Consider the following 23,918-nt stretch of genomic DNA (forward strand, 5'->3'; position numbering starts at 1 on the left):
TCGATAGGCTCGTTGGCGTGTCGGGGTACCCCTGCGCACAGGAAGTGCCTGCTGCTGTCGAATCTGGTCGTAACAATAAATGGAATTATTGTGTTATGAATGATTTTGTCGCTTTAAGTCAGTATGTAGAGTTTAGTAAATTATTAAGTCAGGAAGATCTGCAAGGATTGCTGTTGCCTTATAAAGAATCTGAACACTATCTGGCTGCGCTCCGATATCACGCCAGTTGTATCGAGGCTCAGGACAGCCCTCGTATGCTGACGCCCCTGGCATTGCTGAAGCGCACGCTTGACTTGTTCCAAGCGAATAGCAGGCGACGCCGCGCTCCCAATTTACGGGTGAGCCCCGACAGCGCCGGAGGGCTGGCGGGGGCTCAAAGCAAGATAGAAGATTACGAAGCGCGCCTGCAGCATAGTCTCGAACTTCTGAAGCAACCTGCCACCGAAGTGCCAAAAAAATTGCATTTCGTCTGGCTGGGCGGAGGCTTGGGTGACATTCAATTGGACTATCTTCGCATCTGGAAAAAAACAATGCCCGACTTCTCTGTGAATGTCTGGCATGACCCGGACGGGTTATTAGTGCATGAAACCAATCGGATCATTGTCGAGGCGGCCAAAGCGGATACGTGGCTCAGCGAAGAACACGCTGTTACATCAGCCGATGATCTGGCTGATCTCTATGAAGCGCGAGTAACGGCATTGAAACGCCAGATGTTCATGCATGTCCAGCAGGCGCTTGAACAAGGTAAAAGTGCCGATGAGGCGCGTATCGATCTTTTGGTTAGTGGCTATGGTCGCGACGAAGCAGTCCTGCATGCGCTGAAGACAGAGAATGCCCAGGTCATGGGCAGTCTCAAAGAAGAAAATATCCAACTGCGCGATGTTCGAAAGCTTCAGGCATTTTCTCGACTGGAAGATTTTTATAATCGTGAAATGTCCTTGCGCGGTAATCTCGCGGCCGCGTCGGACCTTGCGAGGTTAGTGGTGGTGCATGCCGAGGGTGGTGTCTACAGCGACGTGGATTTTTTGCCGCCACTGGCCAATGACCTGGCAGGTATCGAAGTCAATCAACTGATGCCCGCCGCGCGGCTGGGTGTGTTGCAGTTGCTGTTGAACAATAACCCCCACTGGATGCCGGGTCGCGGGGCATTGCTCAATCGATACGAGGACTACACCACGCTTATTCCTGCGGAGCATCTCGAAGCGTTGGAACGATTCGCAAAAAGTGCCCCGCCGTTGGAGAAAGTATTGGCGCCGTTCACGCAGGGCAGCGCTCCGGCCGACAGTTTGCGATTGGCGGAAATTGAGGGGGCAGAATCCAATGCGCTGATTGTCACCCATCCCGGATCGGCGACATGCGAAGCCATCATCGAGCGCTTGCAGACTCACTATCAGGCGCTGCTCGCGGTCGAGCGAGAAGCCGGAAAGCGCAATATCGAATTTTTTCAGGCCGATCCCATTTTCGAGCTCACGGTCGAAGTGCTCAAGGATGAATTCAATATCGTCAGCAATGAAGCGAGCATGGGTGAGGACCCAGCCACGAACTTAAGCCTCGGGATCAGTGATTACTTCAGTGATGGCATTCGTCCGAAGAGTCAGGGCTCGATATTCCTGACGGGGCCGGGCGCTGTGCGAGCGGGTCTGCTGGAATATGCCCGCAGGTATTCCACGCCAAAAGTGGCTGAGCAGGTGCGCAAAGCCATTGGATTGAGCACCGGTTTCAACAACGCTACGGAGGAGGAGAAAGATCATTCCTGGACGGAGAACGCTAAAAGCATCGACAATTGGTTCACGGCCGAAAAGGCTCGCTGGACCGAGGGGCGGATGCGAGCACGCTACGCAGCGGATTTAACAGAATTGCTCAAGTGGCGAAGCATCGATTTCCAGCAGGGCTGGCCGGTGATCGAAGGACGCCATGTGCTGTCCACCGATTTGTTGCAGCAACTGGCCGATAACCTCGGTGAGCCCTTCATGACGGCCATGAACCTTGGCCATACCGGGACAGTGACCTTCGACAGGCTCATTCCCCTGGGGTTTGATGACCGCCAGTCGATCGTTGCCCAAAGCGCCAGTGCAATGCCGCCAGCGTCGTTGAGCGATTCACAGACGCAACCATTGACTGTCTCGCAAGTTCTGCACCAACTCGCCGAAGGTAACCTTGATGTCCCTCGGTTGAGCCCCTTGCAACGTCTGCAACTGGGGGCCTTGATCGGGGCAAAGGCGTTGGATAATCGCAGCTTCGAGGCGGTTCGCCCGCAATTGGACAACTTGATCAATGGTTTCAGGAAACCTGGAACGGTCAACGATTACGCGACCATCGAGCGCGCATTGTTCGCTCATCAAGCGCCGGCATTCGTGGCGGGGTTGGCCAGCATGGCGGACGTTCTTCCCAGGCATGATGAAACCGCACTGGGCCTGAAGAAAATAAGCCTTGAACAACCGCTGACGTTACGTCAATGGGGCCAGCATGCTGCCCGTATCCAGCAGGCAGCGCTGCACGAGTATCGGGTCCGCGTCGTCATGCGGCTGAACGATATCCTGTCGGCGACCGACCCCGACAAGTTCAGGTCGGTACCGCAGGATCTGTTGCTCCAGGGGCCGGGCGATCGGGTGGCCGGGCGGTGTTATCCGTTGTCCCTGGTGATGGCGGCAGCCTTTTCGAAGGGGCTGGGGGCGGTTAAAACCCTGTGCGATCGATTCGACTTGGCGATTGTCGAGCATGACACTCGTGATTCAGCGGTTTTCCTGCACAGTCTAGAGTCGATGCGTGACATGCGAGTTGGCGATGTAGGGAGTGCGCTGGCGCGCGCTGACCTGAAGGGGGTCGTCAGCATCCTGCTGAATAAGCCGGCGGGTACGCTGATGCTCAATTCCGATAACCACGCCATGCTGGTCGCCAAGACGTCTGAAGGCAAAAGCAGTGCCTATCACTTCTACGATCCGAACTTTGGCGTGTTCGAGTTCGAAAGCGCAACAGATTTCGCCGAGGCGCTGGAGGCGTTTTTCGTCAAGCAAGGAATGGCCAGCCAGTATGCCGCCTATGGTGATGCGGCTCGTCCCTCCTTCGACTTGATCGAGCTGGACGGCGCGCGAGTGACACGGGAGGTGTTACCCAATTCAGTGAGGGTTTCGGAACTTTTGCAACCCGACGCATTGCCAGGACAGTCGCAACGTTCGGTCAGGCAGCGCGTTGCCAGTGCCCGAGGGCAATCGTTGCAGGACAACCCGCGGCTGGGTAGTTGCCTGCTGACGTTGGATGGCCACTGGTGGGCGCAACAGATCGCCGAAACGACCACTCACCTGCAGCAGATGAATAAGCTCAAGCCCGAACTCGCACCGTTGTTCGATACCCTGGAGGTCATGTCGGACGGGACGTACCGGATGAGCATGATCGATCCCGCCGATTCTGAGCATCCCATCCAGATCCAGACGAATGACGCTCGTGTTTTGCGAATAAAGACCTACCTCACAGAACGTTTTTCAACGTTGGCCAACCACCCTACCGTTTCGAACGATCCCACGGCGGTGGGCAGCGTTCACACCTTGAACGCCGGTTTCGCCATACAAGCCTTGATGAACGCATTGAGGGGGCGGGAGGGGGACGCTCGCACGCTTTCCTGGGCGGTGCGATTGCATGCCTATGTCAACTACGCGCAGTTAACACATGGCAACGTGACCGACATCGTCGAGCTGGTCGGTCTGGTCCGCAAAGCGTTGGCGCAAGAGAAGTTGATTGCCAACACCGTCGCGCCAGTGGTCAAGGCCTCCGTGGGCACCACCGCGAGCGAAGCGACTGGAGGGCTCTTGCAGTTGGCGAATGTTGGGTTCGATATCTATCAATTAGCCAATGCAGACAGTGAAGTTGAACGTGCCCAGTTCGGCACCCAATTGGCTTTCGACTCGGCCGGGCTGGTGTTGTCGGGGGCGGCGTTAGGAGCCTCCGTGGTCGGCGCTGCGACAGCCGGGACGATGCTGGGTGGCGCTTCGGTGATACTGGGAGGGCTGGCGGTAGGGGTGGCGGCATTGGCCCAAGGATTCGCCACCATTGCCGAAGAAGCCAAGCAAGTCGGGCTGTTTTTCGATGAGGTGGAGCACGCCCATCTTCACCCCTTTAAGTTCAATGCTGACTCGAACGCTTGGCTGCCGCGCCCGTCACTGATCGTCCAGACGGTGGACTTGGCTAGAGGCGTGCTGGTGCTGGACAGCCCTAAGTTGTATCCCCAGCGTGACCACCTTGGGGTACCGACATTGGAATGGGATTACGAGCGAGCGATCAATATTCGTGAGGGGTTGAGACTGCCACATCAGGTCGGATTCGCACCGCCCGCCGGCCAGGGCATCGTTTTGCCCTGCACGCCACAGACTTGTTATTTATATGAATACAAGGCTCTGCCCGGCGCTACGACACGCAATGACAAAGGTTTCGACACGGGGCGACGTCTGGAAGAGAACACTGCCGGTAAGTGGCTGTTTGATTTCTGGGGGCCGTGGGAATACATAGTCCATCGCCTATTCAATCCTGACTTTCGGCCAACGCGGATCGATGTGGTAATCGATGACAATGCTCGTTCATTGGTTGTGCCAGTACTGCCTGCAAACTGGCATGGCCTGGTCTCTTATCAGATCCAGGGGGCAGGCAAGCAATGCGCAGTGCGGCTCAATCCCGGCGTGAGCGTTACTTTCGATTCGGTGCGACCGTTGAACTCGAGTTGGGTACTCGATGCCCCTGGAGCGAAGGAAAGCGATATTCGGTTCGAGTCTTCCGGGAACAAAATCTCCATTGGTGAAATTGAGGTTTCCTTCACTGGAACAGGACAACACGGGGTTCTGATCCGGATCGGCACTGAGCAGCTATTTCAAGTGGATTGGAGCACGCGTCTGCTCAATGTTGTCGAGCAGGTGGTGCCATCGGGACTGGATCAACAGGTATTGCGGGAGCATCTCAAGGCCCTGAACCACCAGCATCGCCTGGTGGCGCCCTATACGCCGGTACATGATTATCTGGTTCCATTCGAAGACCCGAAAGAAAACCGACGCGTCATCGCCTGGTACGATGCAAAAGAGGACCGCTTTCTCTACATCCGTGACGAACTCGTAGGCGATGAGCCGACGTTTCTGGGGGCGGTAGTGAATGGTTATGCCTGGTTCTACGATCCGAAAGACCTAAGGATCTGCCAGGTCGATGCCACCACCGGCGTGCTGAGTCGGCTCTATTGGCTATGGGGATCCATGACTGAGGACGCGGTAATCAAAAGTGTCGAGGCAGACGCACAGGGGATCATCCATGTCGTACAGCACATCACTCGCAAGGGCGGGGTCCATGATGAGCTGGCCTATGTGATTTACGATGAGCAACTGCTGCTGACTTCAGTCATCCGAGACCTCGACACTGAGTTGGAAACGCTCCTGAGCGCCAGCCAACACTTGAGCGAATGGTCAAAAGTGCTCCCCGATGGCTACGTCTATGCGCCATCCTTCGGCAACGAGCACACCTACGAGACCGTCACTTGGCAACCGGCTCCCTTTGTAACCGTCTGTTGGAAGCCAGATGAAGCGTACCGGGATATGGCCTGGATACGTCGCGACGACAATCTGATCATTCGTCCCGCCCCAAGACCCAGGCATCATCGTGGTTGGCCTGACTCCATAAAGCATATGACCGGGCTGAGGTTGTTGGCGCAAGCAGGGGAAGACGATGCGTTTGCCATTTATGACGAAACTAACAAGGCCGTGTGCCGCAGGCAGCGAACTGTCGTGGACGGCATAGGACAGTGGTCCAACCGGTGGATGCAGACCGGGAACGTAAAGGAGGTTTTTGTCGCCCACCATGGATACGTGGCCGCGACTTTCGATGACGTGTTCTTTAACCTGACCAGCGAAGGAGCCTTGGTGCTGGGCGGCGTGAACAACCAGTGGTTCAAGAATCAAGAGCAGGCTTGGTGGCCTGCGTTGGAACCATTGGCCCGGCGGCATTCCATTGAACGCTTTGCTCTTATGGGCTTGACCGATTCCAGCGGTAAAACCAGCTTGTACGCCTGGTACATCGATAACCGGCTATTGCTGGTGGATTCGAGGCAGGCAACGCAAGTCCGCCTGCTGGACGTAACGCCGGATGGCGAAGCTGCCTGGTTATTCGACGTTGAGAGGGGCGAGGTATTGCGCCAGTCCCTCATCGACCTGAAACAGGCAGGGGCCGCGTTCGGGCAAGGGTCGCGATTGCTACAGGCTGATGTATTGCTCGAGGCGGAGCGTGAGTGGGCGCCCTGGCGGTTTATCGGGCTGGTGGCCGATGGGCCGGGACTGCGCGGCGTCACCGATGAGGGGCTGGTGGTCAGACTGCGCGATCATGAGCCGGCAATGATCACTGGCGTCACCCAAGAATGGGTAGTCGCCCAGGGCGGTCATGAACAGGAGGCACTTGAGCGGCTGGCCAGCTCCCCGTCCCACAGCGCACTGCTGACGGTGGAGGACCCCGACAACCTGACGTGGTTCGTCGCCCGGACCGGGCAGGTCATCCGAGTGCCCAAGGCGGCCCTTCCGGCCGCATATGAAGTGCTGGGAACCCAGCGGCAGAACAATGTATTACTTCGCGAAAGCAAGAAAGGGACATTGCTGACTTTTCCGCGGGAGGGGCAAGCTGGGCCGCTCAACTATGCCCAGCGCAAAGGCGAAGTAATGGTCGTCGAGAGCCAGGGAACCCTCCTCGATGATCTCCTGGCCGTGATGCCTGACGATGTCACCACCGTGGTCTTGCGCGTGGGTCTAGGTGCGGTGACTTACCGATTGTCGAAATCGATCTGGCGGCGGGTTGAGTCAGTCATTCTCGACTGTCGACATTCGTTGGGCGACGTGGCGACAACGCCCGGCAAGGTGATCTGGGAACTCGAAGAGCCCGACCAATTGCTGTTGAGCCATGTCGATGAGCATTTGGTGATCATTGACCCGAACAGCGGATGCAGTGTGGTCTGTCGTGAAGTGTTTGCCACTGATGTCAACTTACGTGGCGAGGTCGTGCTCGACTTCGGCGGGAACCGACACTATGCCGTTTCGACGCTCGTAGCGCAGTTAGGCGCTTTGCCAGACATTCAGAGCGTTACTACGCTGGAGGAACTTTTGGAGTTGTCGCTGGAAACAATGTGAGTTGATTGTCCTGCACACCGGAAGAAATAAAAGGGTTGCAGCTGCGACCCTTTTATTTGTGCGCGTCAGATGAGGCGGTTTTTTCGCAAGTCAAAGCGCTTCATGAGTTGTCCACTCGACTTCTGTTTGAGATAAGCTCTGACTCGATCCATTTCGTTTCGGTCAAGCCTCATGTATGCCTTGTGCTGGATGATCGTTGCGGAGTGTTCTTCCAGACTCCAGAATAAAAAACTGCTTTTTCTTTTGCTTACCCTCAGCTCAAGCTTGTAAAAGGCAATATGGAGGTTGCCATCCGAGTCGTAGCGCGCCGGGACAATCTGGAATGACTCACCTTGTCGGCTTTCTGAATCGAACGAGAGCATGGCCGGGTTATTGGATTTCATTGCATCCAACGTATCGATCATCGCATTGGCCTGTCGAAAATCCTTCATGGCGTCGGCGCTTTCCACCAGGAAGTCCGCTACCGAATTCGCAACGACATGTCGTGTACTGGTAAAGGTTGAGTCCTGATACAGCGACCACCCCATGTATCTCATGGTGTAGATATAGTATTCAAACCAGTTTTTCTGATCGCTGTAACGATCATGTTCGATGTCGGCGGATAGAGTTGCAAGGTGGTTGGAGATGGCTATGTCGTCGTGCTCTTGGGGTAAAAATTCTCCTATGTATGAAAACATATTCAGGCCTGTTACCAGTCCGCTTAAGGGTGGGTTGTCCATAAAGATAGTTCCGTTATTAGTTGAGTCTGCATCAATACAGTAACGGTAGCGATCTTCAAGAAAGTTGGGCGATTTATTGGTTTCCAAGTATTTGGGTCGCGCTGTGGGCGTGGGGCTGATACATATGCTGTATCTAGTTTTGTTTGTTGTATCGGATTCGACAATTTAGATTGTTGCTTGGCCGCAGGAGCGGTCGTTTAAATTTAACTAAGGAAGTGTTATGGAACGTTTTGAAAGTGAGCTGAGTACCGAACACAGTGTTGAGTTGATCGCTGCGCGTATCGAGAGGCGCAAGGCCAGGGTTTCTGCCAGCCGTCGTGTGCGCAGGTCGGTCATGCAGTCGGTGCAGGACAATCCAACGAAGGAAATGGACGCGCTGATGCTAGGCGATGCGCTGGTAGGCTACGGCAATAACATGTCGCTCAATAACATGGCGATCATGGAGAACATCATGACCATGTCGATCATGGAGGCCAACGATCTTGTACCAGGCGGCAAAAACACCCATGCGTGGTACATGGAATTCATCAAATGCCTGCAGGACCTCGGATGTTTCATCTCGGATGATGGTTACTCGCGTTATACCGAGAGCTCCCTGCAGGTGGACATGGACTTGGTGATCAAGGATATCGTCAAAGGGATCATCGACGGCGTGAAAGCGAGCGTTCCAGCGGCGTCGGTGCTGGGCACGGTGGTCAGCACCACGATCGATGGTTTGAAACAGGACGAGGGAGCCCTCAATCTGTTCAGCACCCAAGCCCTGTCGGCCGATGGCGCACGGTTGTCTGTCATCCCTTGCGAGCAATTGTCCAACGGTATCTTGATCGCCTCCTCCAGTTCGATCAGACAGACCGGCACTTCAAGTAACGGAGGTGTTCTTTTCGTGAACTGGCGTGCTTCGGCGCGGGAGATTTTCCGTGGCAAGTCGTACGTGACCTTTAATCCGGCGAATTACGAGCACTTCAGGCAGCTGATTGAAGAATATCTGGGCGAGCATCGCCGGGAGGTTCTGAGCAACCGCTTCAGCCGTCGCAAACGGGCCTGAATCACCACGGCCGAGCTTATGGCACCAGATAGCCTCTCACTCCCGTAAAGATGATCTGCGCCGCCAGGGCGCAGACAAACAGCCCCATCAACCGGCTGACAATCTGCAAGCCCTGGTCGCCCAGAATCCGCTCGATGCGGCTGGACAGATAAAGCACCACGCCCACGGTGAAACTCGCCAAGGCGATACTGATGATGGCCATGAGTTTGTCGTCCCAGTGCGGCTGGCTCACGCCCATCACCAGCAGGGCACCGATGGTGCCAGGGCCGACGGTCAAGGGGATGGTCAGCGGGACGATGGTCACGTCCTGCTGGACATTGTCGGTCTGAACCGCCGACTTGCCCTGGGCCATGCCCAGCGCCGAAATAAACAACACGCTGCCGGCGCCAATGCGGAACGCGTCCACGGTGATGCCGAACACGCTGAAAATCACCCTGCCAAACAAGTACAGCAATACGCTCGAGACCAGCGTCGCGGTCGCGACCTTCCAGGCCAGGCGACGCTGTTCCTTGCGCGAGTAGCCTCGAGTCAAGCCGATAAAACACGACAGTACGAAGAAGGGGCTGTAGAGCACCAACATTTTCAGGTAAACGCTGAACAGCACATGGAGCATGGTCAAGGCTCAGTACGAAGGAAGACGACGGGAGTCTATCAGGCGCTTCGGCGTCTGTCGGCTCAGGACGTTTGCGCCGTGTGGTTCTGCTGGTCGCGCTGGGCCACCCAGTGTTCGATCAGTTCGCGCAGCTGCGACAGCTCCACCGGCTTGGCCATGTGTCCGTCCATTCCGGCTTGGCGGGCGCGCTCCTTGTGTTCGGCCAGGATGTGAGCGGTGAGCGCTACCACGGGGGTACGTGTCCGTTGGTTTCCCATTTCCCAGGCCCGCAGTTGCTGGGTGGCGGAAAAACCGTCGAGGATCGGCATCTCGCAATCCATCAGGACCAGGTCGTAGCGGTGCTCCTTCATGGCCTTGAGCGCTTCTTCGCCATTGCTGGCAGTGTCGGGTTGCAGGTTGAGCTTGCCGAGCATGCCGCGGATGACTTTGGTGGAAATACTGTTGTCTTCTGCCACCAGGATGCGGAAATCGCTGGGTACCTTTACCGTAACGGGAGGGCCGGCGTTGACCGGGATGTTCGGCGCCTGGCCTTTGTTGCGCTGGTTCAGTTCGTCCGCCAGGGTGGTCTTGAGTGTATAGCCGGCCACCGGTTTGGCGAGGATGCGCTTGACCCCGCTGTTGCGCGCCACAACCTTGCTCGGGGCGTTGCTGATGCCGGTCAGCATGATCAGCAGTATGTCGTGGTTCAGGCTCGGGTCTTCCTTGATCTTGGCAGCCAGTTGCATGCCAGTCATGCCAGGCATGTTCTGGTCCAGCAACACCACGTCGAAATAATCTCGCAGGTGAGCCTTGGTACGCAGCAGCGCCAGGGCTTCCTTTCCCGAGGGAACCGCGCTGACATTCAAGCCCCAGGCGCTGCATTGCTGGACCAGCACCTTGCGGCAGGTATCGTTGTCATCGACGACCAACACACGTGCCCCTTGCAGCGGGCCGTCGAGGTCGGAGGTCGGGTGCTCAAGGCGATCCGGGTCCAGCGGCAAGGTCAGCCATAAGGTACTGCCCTGGCTGCTGCCGCTCTTGATGCCGAATTCGCCATGCATCAGCATGATCAACTGGCGCGCGATGACCAGGCCCAGGTTGCCACCCAGCCGCGTGGCCGAGAGGACATTCTTGCTGTGCAGTTCGGCGTGCATCAGCATGTCGCGCTCTTCGGCGTCCATGGGCGATCCGCTGTCCTGCACCGCGATGCGCAGGCGTGGCTTATCGCTGCGCTCGTCGAGGGCGACGACGATCAATACCTCGCCTTCATCGGTTTTCTTCAAGGCATTTTCCAGCAGGCTCAGCAGCGCCTGGCGCAGCCGTGTCGGATCGCCGCTGATCACCCGCGGAACCTGGGGCTGGATGAAACTGATCAGCTCGACATTTTGCTGTTCGGCTTTGGCGCGGAAGATACTCAGGCAGTCCTCGATCAGTGCGTTGAGGTCAAACTGCACATCGTCCAATTCGATCTGCCCCGACTCGAGACGGGAAATGTCGAGGATTTCGTTGATCAGGGTGAGCAGTTCATTACCGGCGCTATGGATCGTCTGTACGTAATCGCGTTGCTTGACCGATAGCGGCGTGCCTAGCAGCAGTTCCGTCATGCCCAGCACGCCGTTCATCGGAGTGCGGATCTCATGGCTGATCTTGGCCAGGAATTCAGCCTTGGCGTTGATCTCGGCGTTACTTGCCGCCAGGTCGCGGCTGATACTGAAGCGACTCTCGTTTATCGATCGCTGTCGCTCGCCTAACGCGACGCTCATCAGCAGGCCGCTGATGCAGATGATTACCAGCAGCGTGACGATCAGTCCCTGGGGGGCGACTTCCGTCAATCCTTGCAGCGCCGGGAGAATGATCAGCGTACCCAGGTTGAACACCACCATGGCGGCGACAAACAGCCGTGCCGGGCGATAGCCCTTCTGCCAATGCCAGGCGCTGACGAACAGCATGCTCAGACCGGCCAAGGCCACCAGTGCGTAGGTCATGATATTGAGCGGCAGCGTGTTGACGAACAGCAGCAACAGGCTGCACAGCATGATGAAGACAATTTCGCCCAGCAACAGCCGGTTCAGCGGATGCGATCCCAGCGGCGCGAAGTAGCGATAGGCGAACATCAAGCCACAGGGTGCTGTCAGCAGCAGGGCCAAGTAAGCACCTGGCGTCTGGATCGCCGGCCAGTTTGGCAGCCAGGCGCCGGCCAGGTTCAGCAGCAGGACCAGGCTGAGCATCAGCAGTCCTTCACAGGCCGCCAACCACAGGCAACTACGTGACCGGGTGTAGGCGTAGCGGGTGAGGTTGTGCAGGATCAGCATGGCGATGCAGCCGAATAGCAGCCCATAGATCAACGTCTGGTTCTGGTCGGCTGCCGCCATGACGGCCGGTTGCAGGGTGACGTAGGGGCGCAGTTCGTAACGGGATGCCAGCCTCAGGTAGACGTCGAGGGTTTTATCGCTGCGAGGCAGTGCCAGTATGAAATCGCTGCTGGGCACGGGTTGTTCGGAGCTTGGCAGCGCATTGCCGTTGATCTGTTGATCAACCAGGGCATCGCCGTCCAGTACGTAGAGATTCAGGCGCAACAGGTCAGGCGCGAAAATGCGCAGTATCTGCTCATGCTTGTCGGGGGCCAGTCGGAAGCGCAGCCACAGGGCTCCACCCGGCTCGGCTGCCTTGAGGTGGTCCAGGTCAATGGGGCTGAATTGATTGGTATAGCGGGCTGAGCGGATGTCGCTCAGTTTCAGATCGCCCTGTTCGTCGAGCAATATCGCCCAGCCACTGCCGGGCGCGGCCAGGGCCGGGAGCACGCAGAGCAGCGTCAGCAGGGTAACGGTCAAGCCTATGGCAATCCTGAGCCAGCGCACGGCGAAATCCCTTCGTAGTTGATGCCAGATGATAACTATGCGCGGCGCCCGGTCAGCCAGGCAAGGGCCATGAGCCCTTGCCTGGCTGAATGGCCGGGTTATTCCAGGTTTTCGCCACGCTCGCGGGCAATGGCACGGTAGCCAATGTCCTTGCGGTAGAAACAGCCTTCCCAATCAATTTGCGCGGCAAGCTTGTAGGCTTGCTGCTGTGCGGCGTCGACACTGGCACCCATTGCCGTGGCGCACAATACGCGACCACCGGCGGTAACCACTTGGTCGTCCTTCAATGCCGTGCCAGCGTGGAACACCTTGCCTTCCAACTGGGCCGCGCCTTGCAGGCCGTTGATAACGCTGCCCTTGGCGTAGTCGCCGGGGTAACCACCGGCTGCCAGTACAACGCCAACACTCGGACGCGGGTCCCACTGGGCTTCTACTTTGTCCAGTGCCTGGGCCAGGGCGGCTTCCACCAGCAACACCAGGCTCGATTGCAGGCGCAGCATGACCGGCTGGGTCTCAGGATCGCCGAAACGGCAGTTGAATTCGATGACTTTTGGGTTACCAGCCTTGTCGATCATCAGGCCTGCATAGAGGAAACCGGTATAGACATTGCCTTCCTCGGCCATGCCGCGCACGGTTGGCCAGATCACTAGGTCCATTACGCGCTGATGTACGTCGGCGGTGACCACCGGAGCGGGAGAGTAGGCGCCCATGCCGCCGGTGTTCGGACCGCTGTCGCCGTCGCCGACACGTTTATGGTCCTGGCTGGTGGCCATTGGCAAGACATTCTTGCCGTCGACCATGACAATGAAACTGGCCTCCTCGCCGTCGAGGAACTCTTCGATCACGACGCGTGAACCGGCGTCACCGAAGGCATTGCCGGCGAGCATGTCGCGCACCGCGTCTTCGGCCTCGGCCAGGGTCATGGCAACGATCACGCCTTTGCCGGCGGCCAGGCCATCGGCCTTGATCACGATCGGTGCGCCTTTTTCACGCAGGTACGCCAGCGCTGGTTCGATTTCGGTGAAGTTCTGGTAGTCGGCGGTCGGGATCTTGTGGCGTGCCAGGAAGTCCTTCGTGAAGGCCTTGGAACCTTCCAGCTGCGCGGCGCCGGCAGTTGGGCCGAAGCAGTCCAGGCCGCGGGAGCGGAACAGATCGACTACGCCGGCGACCAGCGGTACTTCCGGGCCGACGATGGTCAGCGAAACGTTCTTCTCGGCGAAGTCGGCCAGTTGTTCCAGGGCCAGTACGTCGATGGCAACGTTTTCGCACTTGGCTTCGATGGCGGTGCCGGCATTGCCTGGCGCCACGAAAACCTTCTGCACGCGGGGATCCTGTGCCACTTTCCAGGCCAGGGCGTGTTCACGGCCACCGCTGCCAATGATCAAAACATTCATTTCAAAAACCTCGGATGACGCTGATTCTGTTCGGAACCTAGGGCGCTTTGCGCCGTAGGAGGTCGCAATGAAGTCGGTAGATGCAAGGCGGAGTCGACCTCGATGAGCGGAGTTGCCTTTTGGCAATGAGCATCATCGAGGTCGGCTCCAACGCAGCAGATGCCGGCTTCAGTGCGGCCGTTGTCTTGTTAGTGACGGAAGTGGCGCATGCCGGTGAACACCATGGCGATGCCGGCTTCATCAGCAGCAGCAATCACTTCTGCATCACGCATCGAACCGCCCGGCTGGATCACTGCGGTAATGCCGACCTTGGCCGCATTGTCGATACCGTCGCGGAACGGGAAGAACGCATCGGAGGCCATGACCGCGCCTTGTACCTGCAAGCCGGCGTGTTCAGCCTTGATCGCGGCGATGCGGGCCGAGTTAACGCGGCTCATCTGGCCGGCGCCGACGCCGATGGTCTGGCGGTTCTTGGCGTAGACGATGGCGTTCGACTTAACGTACTTGGCGACTTTCCAGGCAAAGATCAGATCATTGATTTCCTGTTCGCTCGGGGCGCGCTGGGTCACCACTTTCAAGTCTTCGCTGCCGATCATGCCGATGTCGCGGCCCTGGACCAGCAAGCCGCCATTGACGCGCTTGTAATCCCAGGCTGGCGCACGGTCAGTCGACCATTGGCCGCAGGCCAGCAGGCGCACGTTGGCTTTGGCGGCAACAATGGCGCGGGCCTCTTCGCTGACCGAAGGGGCGATGATCACTTCGACGAACTGACGCTCGACGATGGCCTTGGCGGTCTCGGCGTCCAGTTCACGGTTGAAGGCGATAATCCCGCCGAACGCCGACTCGGTGTCGGTGGCGTAGGCCAGTTCGTAGGCCTGGCGGATGCCGCCCTCGGCGTCCGGGCTGACCGCGACGCCGCACGGGTTGGCGTGCTTGACGATCACGCAGGCTGGCTTGACGAAGCTCTTGACGCATTCCAGCGCGGCATCGGTGTCAGCCACGTTGTTGAACGACAGTTCCTTGCCTTGCAACTGGGTGGCCGTGGCGATGCCGACTTCGGCAGGCTTGGCTTCCACGTAGAACGCCGCGCTCTGGTGCGGGTTCTCGCCGTAGCGCATTTCCTGGGCCTTGATGAATTGGGTATTGAAGGTTCGCGGAAATTCGCTGCGGCCTTCGGTGCTTAGGGTTTCGGCGGCCTGGTTCACGGTGCCCATATAGTTGGCGATCATGCCGTCGTAGGCGGCGGTATGTTCGAAGGCCTTGAGCATCAGGTCGAAACGCTGGGCGTAGGTCAGGCCGCCGGCCTTGAGACTCTCCAGCACACTGGCGTAGTCGCTGGCGTTGACCACGATGGCCACGTCTTTATGATTCTTGGCCGCCGAGCGGACCATGGTCGGGCCGCCGATGTCGATGTTCTCGATGGCGGTCGGCAGGTCGCAGCCGGGCTTGTTGATGGTGGCTTCGAACGGGTAGAGGTTGACCGCTACCAGGTCGATCGGCTTGATACCGTGCTCGTTCATGATGGCGTCATCGATGCCGCGACGACCGAGGATCCCGCCATGGATTTTCGGGTGCAGGGTCTTGACGCGACCGTCCATCATTTCCGCGAAACCGGTGTAGTCCGCGACTTCCACTGCCGCGACGCCGTTGTCCTGCAGCAACTTGAAGGTCCCGCCGGTAGAGAGGATCTCTACGCCCAACTGTTGCAGCTCGCGGGCGAATTCAAGGATCCCGGTCTTGTCGGAGACGCTGATCAAGGCGCGGCGGATCGGCAGGCGGGTAGTCTGGTCGGTCATTTCAAGTTCCATCAAAAGCAAGGGAAGTCAGCAAAAAAGGCGACCGTTTTTTACGCGGGCGCCTTTCTGGTTTGATTGAATGCTTACAGCAGATCGTACTGCTTGAGTTTCTTGCGCAGGGTGCCGCGGTTAAGGCCCAGCAGCTCACTGGCCTTGGTCTGGTTGCCCTTGACGTAGTTCATTACGCTTTCGAGCAGCGGCGCCTCGACTTCGGAAAGCACCAGGTTGTACACATCCGTGACGGCAGCGCCCTCAAGGTGGGCGAAATAATTGTGCAGCGCCTTCTCGACGCTCCCGCGAAGGGTCTGGCCTTCTTCGCTGGGCGTGTTGAGGTGCTGTTTCAAATTCACGTTGTCGCTCACGGGTGCTATTCCACTCACTAAAGTCTCGGTCATCATCGTCATGCGGCCACCCCTTCGTCCCCTGTCAGGCTCTTGTAACGTTCGGCGAAAAACGCCTGAACGTCGGCGCATTGTGCTTGCGTACCATCCAAACGATTGAAACGGGCGCGAAACTCCCTGGCGCCCGGCAGGGTTGCGAGATACCAGCCCACATGCTTGCGAGCGATGCGTACGCCCATGACTTCTCCATAGAAGGCATGCAGCGCGGCCAGATGCTCTAGCAGAATACGTTCCACCTCGGACAACATCGGCGCAGCGAGTTTTTCGCCGGTGCGCAGGTAGTGTTCGATTTCACGAAAAATCCATGGCCGCCCCTGGGCGGCCCGGCCAATCAACAGGCCATCGGCGCCGGTCGCGTCCAGCACGTACCGGGCCTTCTCGGGCGAGTCGACGTCGCCGTTGGCAAAGACCGGGATGGACACCGCCTGCTTGATCGCGGCAATCGTGTCGTACTCGGCTTCGCCGGTGTACAGGTCGGCACGGGTGCGGCCATGGACCGCCAGCGCCGTGATACCTGCCTGCTCGGCGATCTTCGCCACCGTCAGGCCGTTCTTGTTCTCCCGGTCCCACCCGGTGCGGATCTTGAGGGTCACCGGCACATCGACCGCGGCGACAACCGCCTGCAGGATCTCGGTGACCAGCGCTTCATCTTTCAACAGCGCCGAGCCAGCAGCCTTGTTGCAAACCTTCTTCGCCGGACAGCCCATGTTGATGTCGATGATCTGTGCCCCCAGTTCGACGTTGGCCCGGGCCGCCTCCGCCAGCATCTGTGCGTCGCCACCGGCAATCTGTACCGAGCGGGGCTCGGGATCGCCTTCGTGGATCATGCGCAGCCGCGATTTGCGGGTGTTCCACAAGCTCATGTCGCTGGTCACCATTTCCGAGACCACAAGGCCCGCACCCAATCGTTTGCACAACTGACGAAAGGGCTGATCGGTGACGCCCGCCATGGGGGCGAGAACCAGACCGTTCTGCAATGTATATGGGCCGATGCGTACCGCCGACATAGGACTTCCCTGAAGTGGGGCCGGATCATGAGACTTCGAAAAAGGGTTGGCATGATACCCGCTCTCGATGACTGGATAAAGGTCGAATTGGATAAAATCTGAACAGCTATTTTGTTATCGCCAGCGGTTTGGTCTGGGTCAGGTGAGTCAGAAAGCTGTCGTCAATCGGCCGGCCCTGGCGGGCTTCATTCGGGCGAATGAAAGCTCAGGCTGTAGTTCACTGCTTTGGGGCCCGGGTCCAGGATATCCAACGCAATATGGATCGGCGTCTGCGGAGGCATTTCCCCCCGGCCTTCGAGGTCGCCACCCAGGTACTCGCCTGGCTTGAAGCGACGGCTGGCGATCAGGTGACCATTGAGGTCGGCAAAACGCAGCTCCAGCAGTGGGAAGGGCTGGGAGAAGGGCGCGCGGTTGTAGATGATCGCGTCCACCACCAGGGCGCCGCTGAATTCCGGATGGCTGCGCACCACCAGGTTGCTGCTTTTGATCTTGGCAATATCGACCTTGGACGGCACGTCGCAGCCAATTGCCGGACAGGCTTGCAAGAACCAGGGACGGTATTGGTCCTGGCGGGCCAGTTCTTCGAAATGGTACGCGATGTACTGACCGCCCAAGGCTGCGGCGGCAAGCAGTATCAACAGCCCCCAGAGCAGGCGACGGCCCCAGGGCGTGCGGCGCTTGCGCCAGTCCAATTGCAGCGGGTCGTCGTCCAGGTCGTGGAGGGCTTCGGCGCGTATCCCCGGTTCCTGGCGTTCCCGTGACTTGCGCAGCGGCACCGGTTGCTCGGGTTCGTCGTCGAGATCGTCAGTGGCGGACAGGCGTTCGAGGTGTTCGTGGGGTTCGTCGTCCAGCGTGAGGCTCAGCGGGGCGACAGGTTCGTCGTCCGGTTCCAGCGGCTCGAGCGCCAGCGACAAGGATGGTTCGGTCCGCGGCGGTCGCGCGGGTTCATGGGGCTCGAACGGCTCGAGGGGCGGCTGGATGGCGGCTTCGGCGCGTTCGGCGGGGGACTCGCTGTAGAGGCTGTCGGACCAGGGTTCCTGCTCGCTCGAAAGATGTTCGCGCTGGGCACTCAGGTTGTCTTCACGACGCCGGCCAAAGGTGTCTGGCGCTCGCTTGTCACGCCGTTCCAGGCGAGCCAGTTCCTTATCCAGGTCATCGAGGTCCAGCTCGGCGGCCGTCCATTGTTTCTGGCTGATGGCGCGCGGGGCTTCGACGGCAGGCTTGGCGGGCGAAACCGGCGGCGCGGCGACGTCCTTGACAGCGCGTTGCTCCAGCAATTGCCGGGCGGCATTGAACACTTGCAGACACGAGCCGCAACGAACCACGCCGCGTGCCACGCTCAATTGACCATGGCTGACGCGGAAACTGGTGTGGCAATGCGGGCATTGAGTGACGAAGCTGTCGGTCATGCGGCAATCCGGTTGATACAGGCGGCCATTCTAGCGCCGACGTCCGCTGATGCGCACCCAGCCATCGCGATTGGCGATCGGGTCCAAGTCAAAGTCCGCGGCATAAGCGGCGGCGACTTCCTCGCCCTGTTCGGCAAGGACGCCCGACAGCGCCAGGCGTCCGCCCGGCTTGACCAGGCTCGACAATTGCGGCGCCAGGGATACCAGCGGACCGGCGAGGATATTGGCCACCAGTACGTCGGCCTGGACCTGTGGCAAGTCCTGCGGCAAGTACAGCGGGAACAGCGCTTCGGCAATGTTGTTGCGCCCGGCGTTGTCGCGGGAGGCTTCCAGGGCCTGAACGTCGATGTCGGTGCCGACCGCTTCCCGGGCGCCCAGCAGGAGCGCGGCAATCGCCAGGATCCCCGAGCCACAGCCGAAGTCGAGTACGTTGCAGCCCTTGAGGTCCTGGCCGTCGAGCCACTCCAGGCACAGCGCGGTCGTCGGGTGAGTGCCGGTGCCGAACGCCAGGCCCGGGTCCAGCAGCAGGTTCACAGCATCCGGTTCCGGCGCGGCATGCCAGCTCGGGACGATCCACAGGCGCTGGCCAAAGCGCATCGGCTGGAAGTTGTCCATCCAGCTGCGCTCCCAGTCCTGGTCCTCGATCACTTCGCTGTGATGCTCAGGCAGCGGACTGCCGGTCAGCAACTCGAGATGGGCCAGCACGCTGGCCGCCTCGGTGCCGCCTTCGAACAGGGCCAGCAAATGGGTGTGGGACCACAGCGGGGTGGTATTGAGCTCCGGCTCGAAGATCGGCTGGTCTTCGGCGTCCATGAAGGTTACCGATACTGCGCCTACTTCAAGAAACGCGTCTTCGTAGGTTTCGGCTTGTTCCGGGCTGATGGCCAGGCGTACTTGCAGCCAAGGCATGGCGGGCACCTTTGAAAAAATCTACAGGGGGGCAGCACTGGGCTGCAAAGGCGCGCAGTGTACGCCAGGTCGCCGTCAAAGTGGATAAGCGTCCTGGCGCGCTCAAAAACAAAGACCCCGGCCAATGGACCGGGGTCTTTTTACATCACGCGAAACATCAGTGCTGGTTGCCCAGCTTGTGTTCCAGGTAATGGATGTTGACGCCGCCTTTGCAGAAACCTTCGTCGCGGACCAGGTCGCGGTGCAGCGGGATGTTGGTCTTGATCCCGTCTACCACGATTTCGTCCAGCGCATTGCGCATGCGCGCCATGGCTTCTTCACGGGTTGCCCCGTAGGTGATCAGCTTGCCAATCAGCGAGTCGTAGTTCGGTGGAACGGCATAACCGCTGTACAGGTGCGAATCGACGCGAACGCCGTTGCCGCCTGGAGCGTGGAAATGCTTGACCGTGCCTGGGCTTGGCATGAAGGTTTTCGGGTCTTCGGCGTTGATCCGGCATTCCAGCGAATGGCCGCGAATCACTACGTCATCCTGGGTGAACGACAGCTTGTTGCCGGCGGCGATGCTGAGCATCTCCTTGACGATGTCGATACCGGTGACCATTTCCGAGACCGGGTGCTCGACCTGGACGCGGGTGTTCATTTCGATGAAGTAGAAACTGCCGTTCTCGTACAGGAACTCGAAAGTGCCGGCACCACGGTAGCCGATGTCGATGCACGCCTTGACGCAGCGTGCCAGGACTTCTTCACGAGCCTGCTCGTCGATGCCCGGTGCCGGCGCTTCTTCGAGGACCTTCTGGTGGCGACGTTGCAGCGAGCAATCGCGGTCGCCCAGATGGATCGCCTGGCCCTGGCCGTCGGACAGCACCTGGACTTCGACGTGACGTGGGTTGGTCAGGAATTTTTCCAGGTAGACCATCGGGTTGCCGAACGCCGCGCCTGCTTCGGAGCGGGTCAGTTTCGCCGAGGAAATCAGGTCTTCTTCCTTGTGCACCACGCGCATGCCGCGACCACCGCCGCCGCCAGCGGCCTTGATGATCACCGGATAACCGACTTCGCGACCGATGCGCAAAGCGGTTTCTTCGTCTTCAGGCAGCGGGCCGTCGGAGCCCGGAACGGTCGGTACGCCGGCGGCGATCATGGCGTGCTTGGCCGAAACCTTGTCGCCCATCAGGCGAATGGTGTCGGCTTTCGGGCCAATGAAGGCAAAACCGGAGTTTTCCACCTGCTCGGCGAAGTCGGCATTTTCCGCCAGGAAACCGTAGCCTGGGTGAATGGCGGTGGCGCCGGTCACTTCGGCAGCGGCGATGATCGCCGGGATGTGCAGGTAGGAGTGCGCAGCCGACGCCGGACCGATGCAGACGGATTCATCCGCCAGGCCCAGGTGCATCAGTTCTTTGTCGGCCTTGGAGTAAACGGCGACGGTCTTGATGCCCATCTCTTTGCAGGCACGCAGAATCCGCAGAGCGATCTCACCGCGGTTAGCGATCAGGACTTTTTCCAACTTCGCAGTCATCAAAGGCTCTCCGCGGTTCAAACGATGGTGAACAGCGGTTGGTCGTACTCAACCGGCTGGCCGTCTTCGACGAGGATGGACTCGATCACACCGCTGGTTTCAGCTTCGATGTGGTTCATCATCTTCATGGCTTCGACGATGCACAGGGTGTCGCCTTTCTTCACGGTCTGGCCAACTTCAACGAAGGACGGCGAGGATGGCGAAGACTTGCGATAGAACGTGCCCACCATTGGCGAACGAGCGACAGTGCCGTTGAGCACGGGGGCTGTCGGGGTGGCTGGTGCTGCCGCAACCGGGGCTGCTGCTGGAGCAGGTGCGGCGGCAGGAGCCTGCATCGGTGCCGGTGCATAGAACTGCTGGGCCGGGGTCTTGCTGTGGCGGCTGATGCGTACGGACTCTTCGCCTTCCTTGATCTCGAGCTCGTCGATGCCGGACTCTTCCAGCAATTCGATCAGTTTCTTAACTTTACGGATATCCATGAATCATCAACTCCCAAGGGTCGGTCAGGGGCGTTTAACGCTTGTTTTTCAAGCTGTTGCCTGTTTTTCAAGCTGCTCTAGGGCGGCCTCCAGGGCCAGTCGGTAACCGCTGGCGCCAAGGCCGCAGATCACTCCCACCGCTACATCGGAGAAGTAGGAGTGATGGCGGAAAGGTTCGCGTTTGTGCACGTTGGACAAATGCACTTCGATGAATGGGATGCTCACTGCCAGCAGCGCGTCACGTAATGCGACGCTTGTATGTGTAAAAGCTGCAGGATTGATCAAAATGAAGTCCACGCCTTCGCCGCGCGCGGCATGGATGCGGTCGATCAATTCGTATTCGGCGTTGCTTTGCAGATACAGCAAATGATGGCCGGCATTGCGGGCCCGCTGTTCCAGGTCCTGGTTGATCTGGGCCAGTGTCACGGCGCCATAGACGCCCGGTTCACGGGTGCCAAGCAGGTTCAGGTTGGGTCCATGCAGGACCAAAAGGGTCGCCATCTGCTGTTCCTTGTTATCTGTGAGCAGGTGTCAGAACCCGGCGACTATGCCGCAAAGCCTTTATGACTGTCCAGTTCTCAGCAATAGCCAGCACGATGAGCGATGTTTGCGCGAAATATGTGACCATGTCCTAGGATCCGGTCACTTGCAATGGATGCGCAGGGTCAAACCCTGAATGCTTGCACCGCAGTGTGCAGCCGCCCACCGAGCAGCAGCAGGTTGTCGCCCTGTTCCCGCCCCTGGCCGATGCGCATCAGGTTATCCCCGCCCAGTTGATGTATGCGCTCGCTATGATCGCGGATCTCGCTGACGGCGCCGCTTTGCTGGGCAGTGACGTCGGCGATGCGCACGGCCGTATCGGCGATGGTCTGGATGGCGCCGACGATCTCATCCAGTGCGCCGTCGGCTGCTTGTGCCTGGCTGGCGGTGGCTTCGGCGTGTTCGACCTGGGCACGCATGCCATCCACCGATTGACGCGCGGCCAGTTGCAGGCGCGCGATCAGTGCCTGGATCTCGGCGGTTGCGCCCGCCGTGCGTTGGGCCAGGGAACGGACTTCCTCGGCCACCACCGCAAAGCCTCGACCCATTTCTCCGGCGCGGGCGGCTTCGATGGCCGCGTTGAGGGCCAGCAGGTTGGTCTGGTCGGCAATCGAGCGGATGACGGTCAGTACCCCGCCGATGGTCGCCGACTCCTCGGCCAGTTGTTCGATCATTTGCGCGTTGCCTTGCACTTCACCGACCAGCGCGTGAAGGCCGGCGAGGCTCAGGCCAATGACTTTCTGGCCATGTTCCACCGCGTCTCCGGCACTGCGGCTGGCAGCTGCGGCCTGGCTGGCATCGCCGGCCACCTGCTGGATGGTCGCCTCGAGTTCGCTGAGGGAATCGCGGATCAATGCCGTGTCGCCGGCCTGGTATTGGGCGCCGCTGTGCAGTTCGCCGCTCAACTCCGCCAGGGTCCGGCTGCTATCCGCCACTTGCTCGGCGTTCAGGCGAATGGTGCCCACCAGATCCACCAGATACGCGCGCAAGCGATTGAGGGACGCTTCGATATCGCGCAGCTCGCGGTTACTCGCGCCGACGTGGACATCATTGCTGAAGTCGCCTTCGGCCCATGTCGACAGGGCTGGCGCCAGGCGGGTCAGGGTGCGGGCCAGGTGTCGTTGCAGGGTATCGATCAGCAGGGCGATCAAGAGGATCAACCCGATCATCACGCCCTGGATCAACCGTACTTCGCCCTGGATCTGTCCATGCTGGGCGCGCACCGCCGGCTCCATGGCGTCGATTGCCTTTTGCACGTCAGCGGTCTTCAGGAGGGTGGCATTGCCCAGCTCGGTGCGTTTCTGGATCAGCTCGCGGGTGCGCGCCAGTTCCGCTGGATAGCGGCCGAGCAGGCTGTTGAGTTCACGCTTGAGCGCGATGCCGGCATCTTCGGCGACGGTTTCTTCCTGGGTTTGCAAGCCCATCAACGCGGCGAAGTCATCGCTGCCGGAGTCGTTGCTGGCGGCGACGCCGAGCAATGCCAGGTTATCGAGCTGTTGGGCCTGGACACGAATACTGGCCAGTTCGCGTTCGACATCGGCGGCCAGTTCGCTGCGGCCGCTGCTGACGAGTTTGTCCCGTGTGAGCGACAGGCGGCCCAAGTGCTGCGATGCGGCGAACAACGGCGGCAGATAAGTCGGTGCGCCGTTGGCGTATTGGGCGAGTTGATCGAGGTTGGCGCTCAGCTCACGTTCGGCCTGCAGCAGCAACGCCTGGGGATCCCCGGCCAGTTTGCCGGCGGCCAGCAAGTCGGTCCTGCTGAAGCCATCGAGGTTCGACAGGCTCGGGCGCAACGTCTTGGCCAGTTCCGGTGGGAATTGATCGAGTTCTTTTTGCAGGGATTCCAAAGCTTGGGTGGCTGCGCTGAGGCGCAAGGCGTCGCCGCTGGCCAGATAGTCCTCGATGTTGCGCGCCACCTCGCCTTGGAACTGCCGTGACAGGCCCAAGTAGCGCTCCATCAGCAGATAAGGACGCTCCAGGGCGATTTGCGACCACCAAAGCGTGGCGCCGAGGCCAAGGCACACGGCAACTAAAAGAAGGGTATTGAGATTGGTCAGCAGCTTCAGGCGCATCAAGGGTCTACCGGGGGCAGAATCGTAAGTGCCTGAAGTTATTGC

At 59.3% G+C, this 23,918-nt stretch carries 15 protein-coding genes; 2 read left to right on the forward strand and 13 right to left on the reverse strand.

The genetic code is table 11. From position 1 onward, the window contains the following. Positions 1-95: 95 nt before the first annotated feature. Complete coding sequence (locus HU762_RS15890; protein ID WP_186638610.1) at positions 96-7,139, forward strand: TcdA/TcdB pore-forming domain-containing protein; 7,044 nt, start codon at positions 96-98, stop codon at positions 7,137-7,139. Between the two features lie 65 nt (positions 7,140-7,204). On the opposite strand, the gene HU762_RS15895 is transcribed toward HU762_RS15890, so the two are convergent. Next, on the reverse strand, positions 7,205-7,858 hold the full coding sequence (locus HU762_RS15895; RefSeq protein WP_186638612.1) for a hypothetical protein: 654 nt from the start codon (positions 7,856-7,858) through the stop codon (positions 7,205-7,207). Positions 7,859-8,078: 220 nt separating this feature from the next. Between HU762_RS15895 and HU762_RS15900 the strand changes: the two genes are divergently transcribed. Next, entirely contained in the window at positions 8,079-8,903 is an 825-nt protein-coding gene (locus HU762_RS15900; RefSeq protein WP_186638614.1) for a hypothetical protein, read from the forward strand. Positions 8,904-8,919: 16 nt separating this feature from the next. Here HU762_RS15900 and HU762_RS15905 read toward each other — a convergent pair whose 3' ends face one another. The 12 genes from HU762_RS15905 to HU762_RS15960 form a co-directional block, all read right to left on the reverse strand. Then, complete coding sequence (locus HU762_RS15905) at positions 8,920-9,516, reverse strand: MarC family protein (RefSeq protein ID WP_014336378.1); 597 nt, start codon at positions 9,514-9,516, stop codon at positions 8,920-8,922. A gap of 62 nt (positions 9,517-9,578) precedes the next feature. After that, on the reverse strand, positions 9,579-12,353 hold the full coding sequence (locus HU762_RS15910) for a response regulator (RefSeq protein ID WP_186638615.1): 2,775 nt from the start codon (positions 12,351-12,353) through the stop codon (positions 9,579-9,581). Between the two features lie 98 nt (positions 12,354-12,451). Then, the gene (purD, locus tag HU762_RS15915) at positions 12,452-13,747 is read right to left on the reverse strand and encodes a phosphoribosylamine--glycine ligase (RefSeq protein ID WP_186638617.1); all 1,296 of its coding nucleotides are present in this window, start codon (positions 13,745-13,747) and stop codon (positions 12,452-12,454) included. Between the two features lie 188 nt (positions 13,748-13,935). Further along, positions 13,936-15,543, reverse strand: a complete 1,608-nt coding sequence (gene purH / locus HU762_RS15920; RefSeq protein ID WP_186638618.1) for a bifunctional phosphoribosylaminoimidazolecarboxamide formyltransferase/IMP cyclohydrolase — start codon at positions 15,541-15,543, stop codon at positions 13,936-13,938. 83 nt (positions 15,544-15,626) lie between these two features. Continuing rightward, positions 15,627-15,947, reverse strand: coding sequence for a DNA-binding transcriptional regulator Fis (fis, locus tag HU762_RS15925; protein ID WP_186610807.1), 321 nt, complete (start codon positions 15,945-15,947; stop codon positions 15,627-15,629). Then, positions 15,944-16,951, reverse strand: coding sequence for a tRNA dihydrouridine synthase DusB (gene dusB / locus HU762_RS15930; RefSeq protein WP_186638620.1), 1,008 nt, complete (start codon positions 16,949-16,951; stop codon positions 15,944-15,946). The genes fis and dusB overlap by 4 nt, the downstream gene beginning before the upstream one ends. A 185-nt stretch (positions 16,952-17,136) precedes the next feature. After that, positions 17,137-18,360 carry a DUF3426 domain-containing protein gene (locus tag HU762_RS15935; protein ID WP_186638627.1) on the reverse strand — a complete coding sequence of 408 codons (1,224 nt, stop codon included), beginning with the start codon at positions 18,358-18,360 and terminating at the stop codon, positions 17,137-17,139. A 30-nt stretch (positions 18,361-18,390) separates the two neighbouring features. Next, entirely contained in the window at positions 18,391-19,269 is an 879-nt protein-coding gene (prmA, locus tag HU762_RS15940) for a 50S ribosomal protein L11 methyltransferase (RefSeq protein WP_186638629.1), read from the reverse strand. Between the two features lie 157 nt (positions 19,270-19,426). Next, the gene (accC, locus tag HU762_RS15945) at positions 19,427-20,782 is read right to left on the reverse strand and encodes an acetyl-CoA carboxylase biotin carboxylase subunit (RefSeq protein ID WP_186638631.1); all 1,356 of its coding nucleotides are present in this window, start codon (positions 20,780-20,782) and stop codon (positions 19,427-19,429) included. A gap of 17 nt (positions 20,783-20,799) precedes the next feature. Beyond that, on the reverse strand, positions 20,800-21,261 hold the full coding sequence (gene accB, locus HU762_RS15950; protein ID WP_186638633.1) for an acetyl-CoA carboxylase biotin carboxyl carrier protein: 462 nt from the start codon (positions 21,259-21,261) through the stop codon (positions 20,800-20,802). Between the two features lie 48 nt (positions 21,262-21,309). Further along, the gene (gene aroQ, locus HU762_RS15955; RefSeq protein WP_018605716.1) at positions 21,310-21,762 is read right to left on the reverse strand and encodes a type II 3-dehydroquinate dehydratase; all 453 of its coding nucleotides are present in this window, start codon (positions 21,760-21,762) and stop codon (positions 21,310-21,312) included. Positions 21,763-21,926: 164 nt separating this feature from the next. Next, positions 21,927-23,873 carry a methyl-accepting chemotaxis protein gene (locus tag HU762_RS15960; protein WP_186638635.1) on the reverse strand — a complete coding sequence of 649 codons (1,947 nt, stop codon included), beginning with the start codon at positions 23,871-23,873 and terminating at the stop codon, positions 21,927-21,929. Between the last annotated feature and the right edge of the window lie 45 nt (positions 23,874-23,918).

It is taken from the genome of Pseudomonas sp. SWRI92, assembly GCF_014268685.1.
Taxonomy (GTDB): Bacteria; Pseudomonadota; Gammaproteobacteria; order Pseudomonadales; family Pseudomonadaceae; genus Aquipseudomonas; species Aquipseudomonas marvdashtae.

What these genes read in the sequence shown, in the direction of transcription:
- HU762_RS15900 (WP_186638614.1), top strand. Translation starts at nt 8,079, where the DNA reads ATGGAACGTTTTGAAAGTGAGCTGAGTACCGAACACAGTGTTGAGTTG.
- accC (WP_186638631.1), bottom strand. Translation starts at nt 20,782, where the DNA reads ATGACTGCGAAGTTGGAAAAAGTCCTGATCGCTAACCGCGGTGAGATC.
- purD (WP_186638617.1), bottom strand. Translation starts at nt 13,747, where the DNA reads ATGAATGTTTTGATCATTGGCAGCGGTGGCCGTGAACACGCCCTGGCC.
- aroQ (WP_018605716.1), bottom strand. Translation starts at nt 21,762, where the DNA reads ATGGCGACCCTTTTGGTCCTGCATGGACCCAACCTGAACCTGCTTGGC.
- HU762_RS15935 (WP_186638627.1), bottom strand. Translation starts at nt 18,360, where the DNA reads ATGACCGACAGCTTCGTCACTCAATGCCCGCATTGCCACACCAGTTTC.
- HU762_RS15895 (WP_186638612.1), bottom strand. Translation starts at nt 7,858, where the DNA reads ATGGACAACCCACCCTTAAGCGGACTGGTAACAGGCCTGAATATGTTT.
- purH (WP_186638618.1), bottom strand. Translation starts at nt 15,543, where the DNA reads ATGACCGACCAGACTACCCGCCTGCCGATCCGCCGCGCCTTGATCAGC.
- fis (WP_186610807.1), bottom strand. Translation starts at nt 15,947, where the DNA reads ATGACGATGATGACCGAGACTTTAGTGAGTGGAATAGCACCCGTGAGC.
- HU762_RS15905 (WP_014336378.1), bottom strand. Translation starts at nt 9,516, where the DNA reads ATGCTCCATGTGCTGTTCAGCGTTTACCTGAAAATGTTGGTGCTCTAC.
- HU762_RS15960 (WP_186638635.1), bottom strand. Translation starts at nt 23,873, where the DNA reads ATGCGCCTGAAGCTGCTGACCAATCTCAATACCCTTCTTTTAGTTGCC.
- accB (WP_186638633.1), bottom strand. Translation starts at nt 21,261, where the DNA reads ATGGATATCCGTAAAGTTAAGAAACTGATCGAATTGCTGGAAGAGTCC.
- dusB (WP_186638620.1), bottom strand. Translation starts at nt 16,951, where the DNA reads ATGTCGGCGGTACGCATCGGCCCATATACATTGCAGAACGGTCTGGTT.
- HU762_RS15890 (WP_186638610.1), top strand. Translation starts at nt 96, where the DNA reads ATGAATGATTTTGTCGCTTTAAGTCAGTATGTAGAGTTTAGTAAATTA.
- prmA (WP_186638629.1), bottom strand. Translation starts at nt 19,269, where the DNA reads ATGCCTTGGCTGCAAGTACGCCTGGCCATCAGCCCGGAACAAGCCGAA.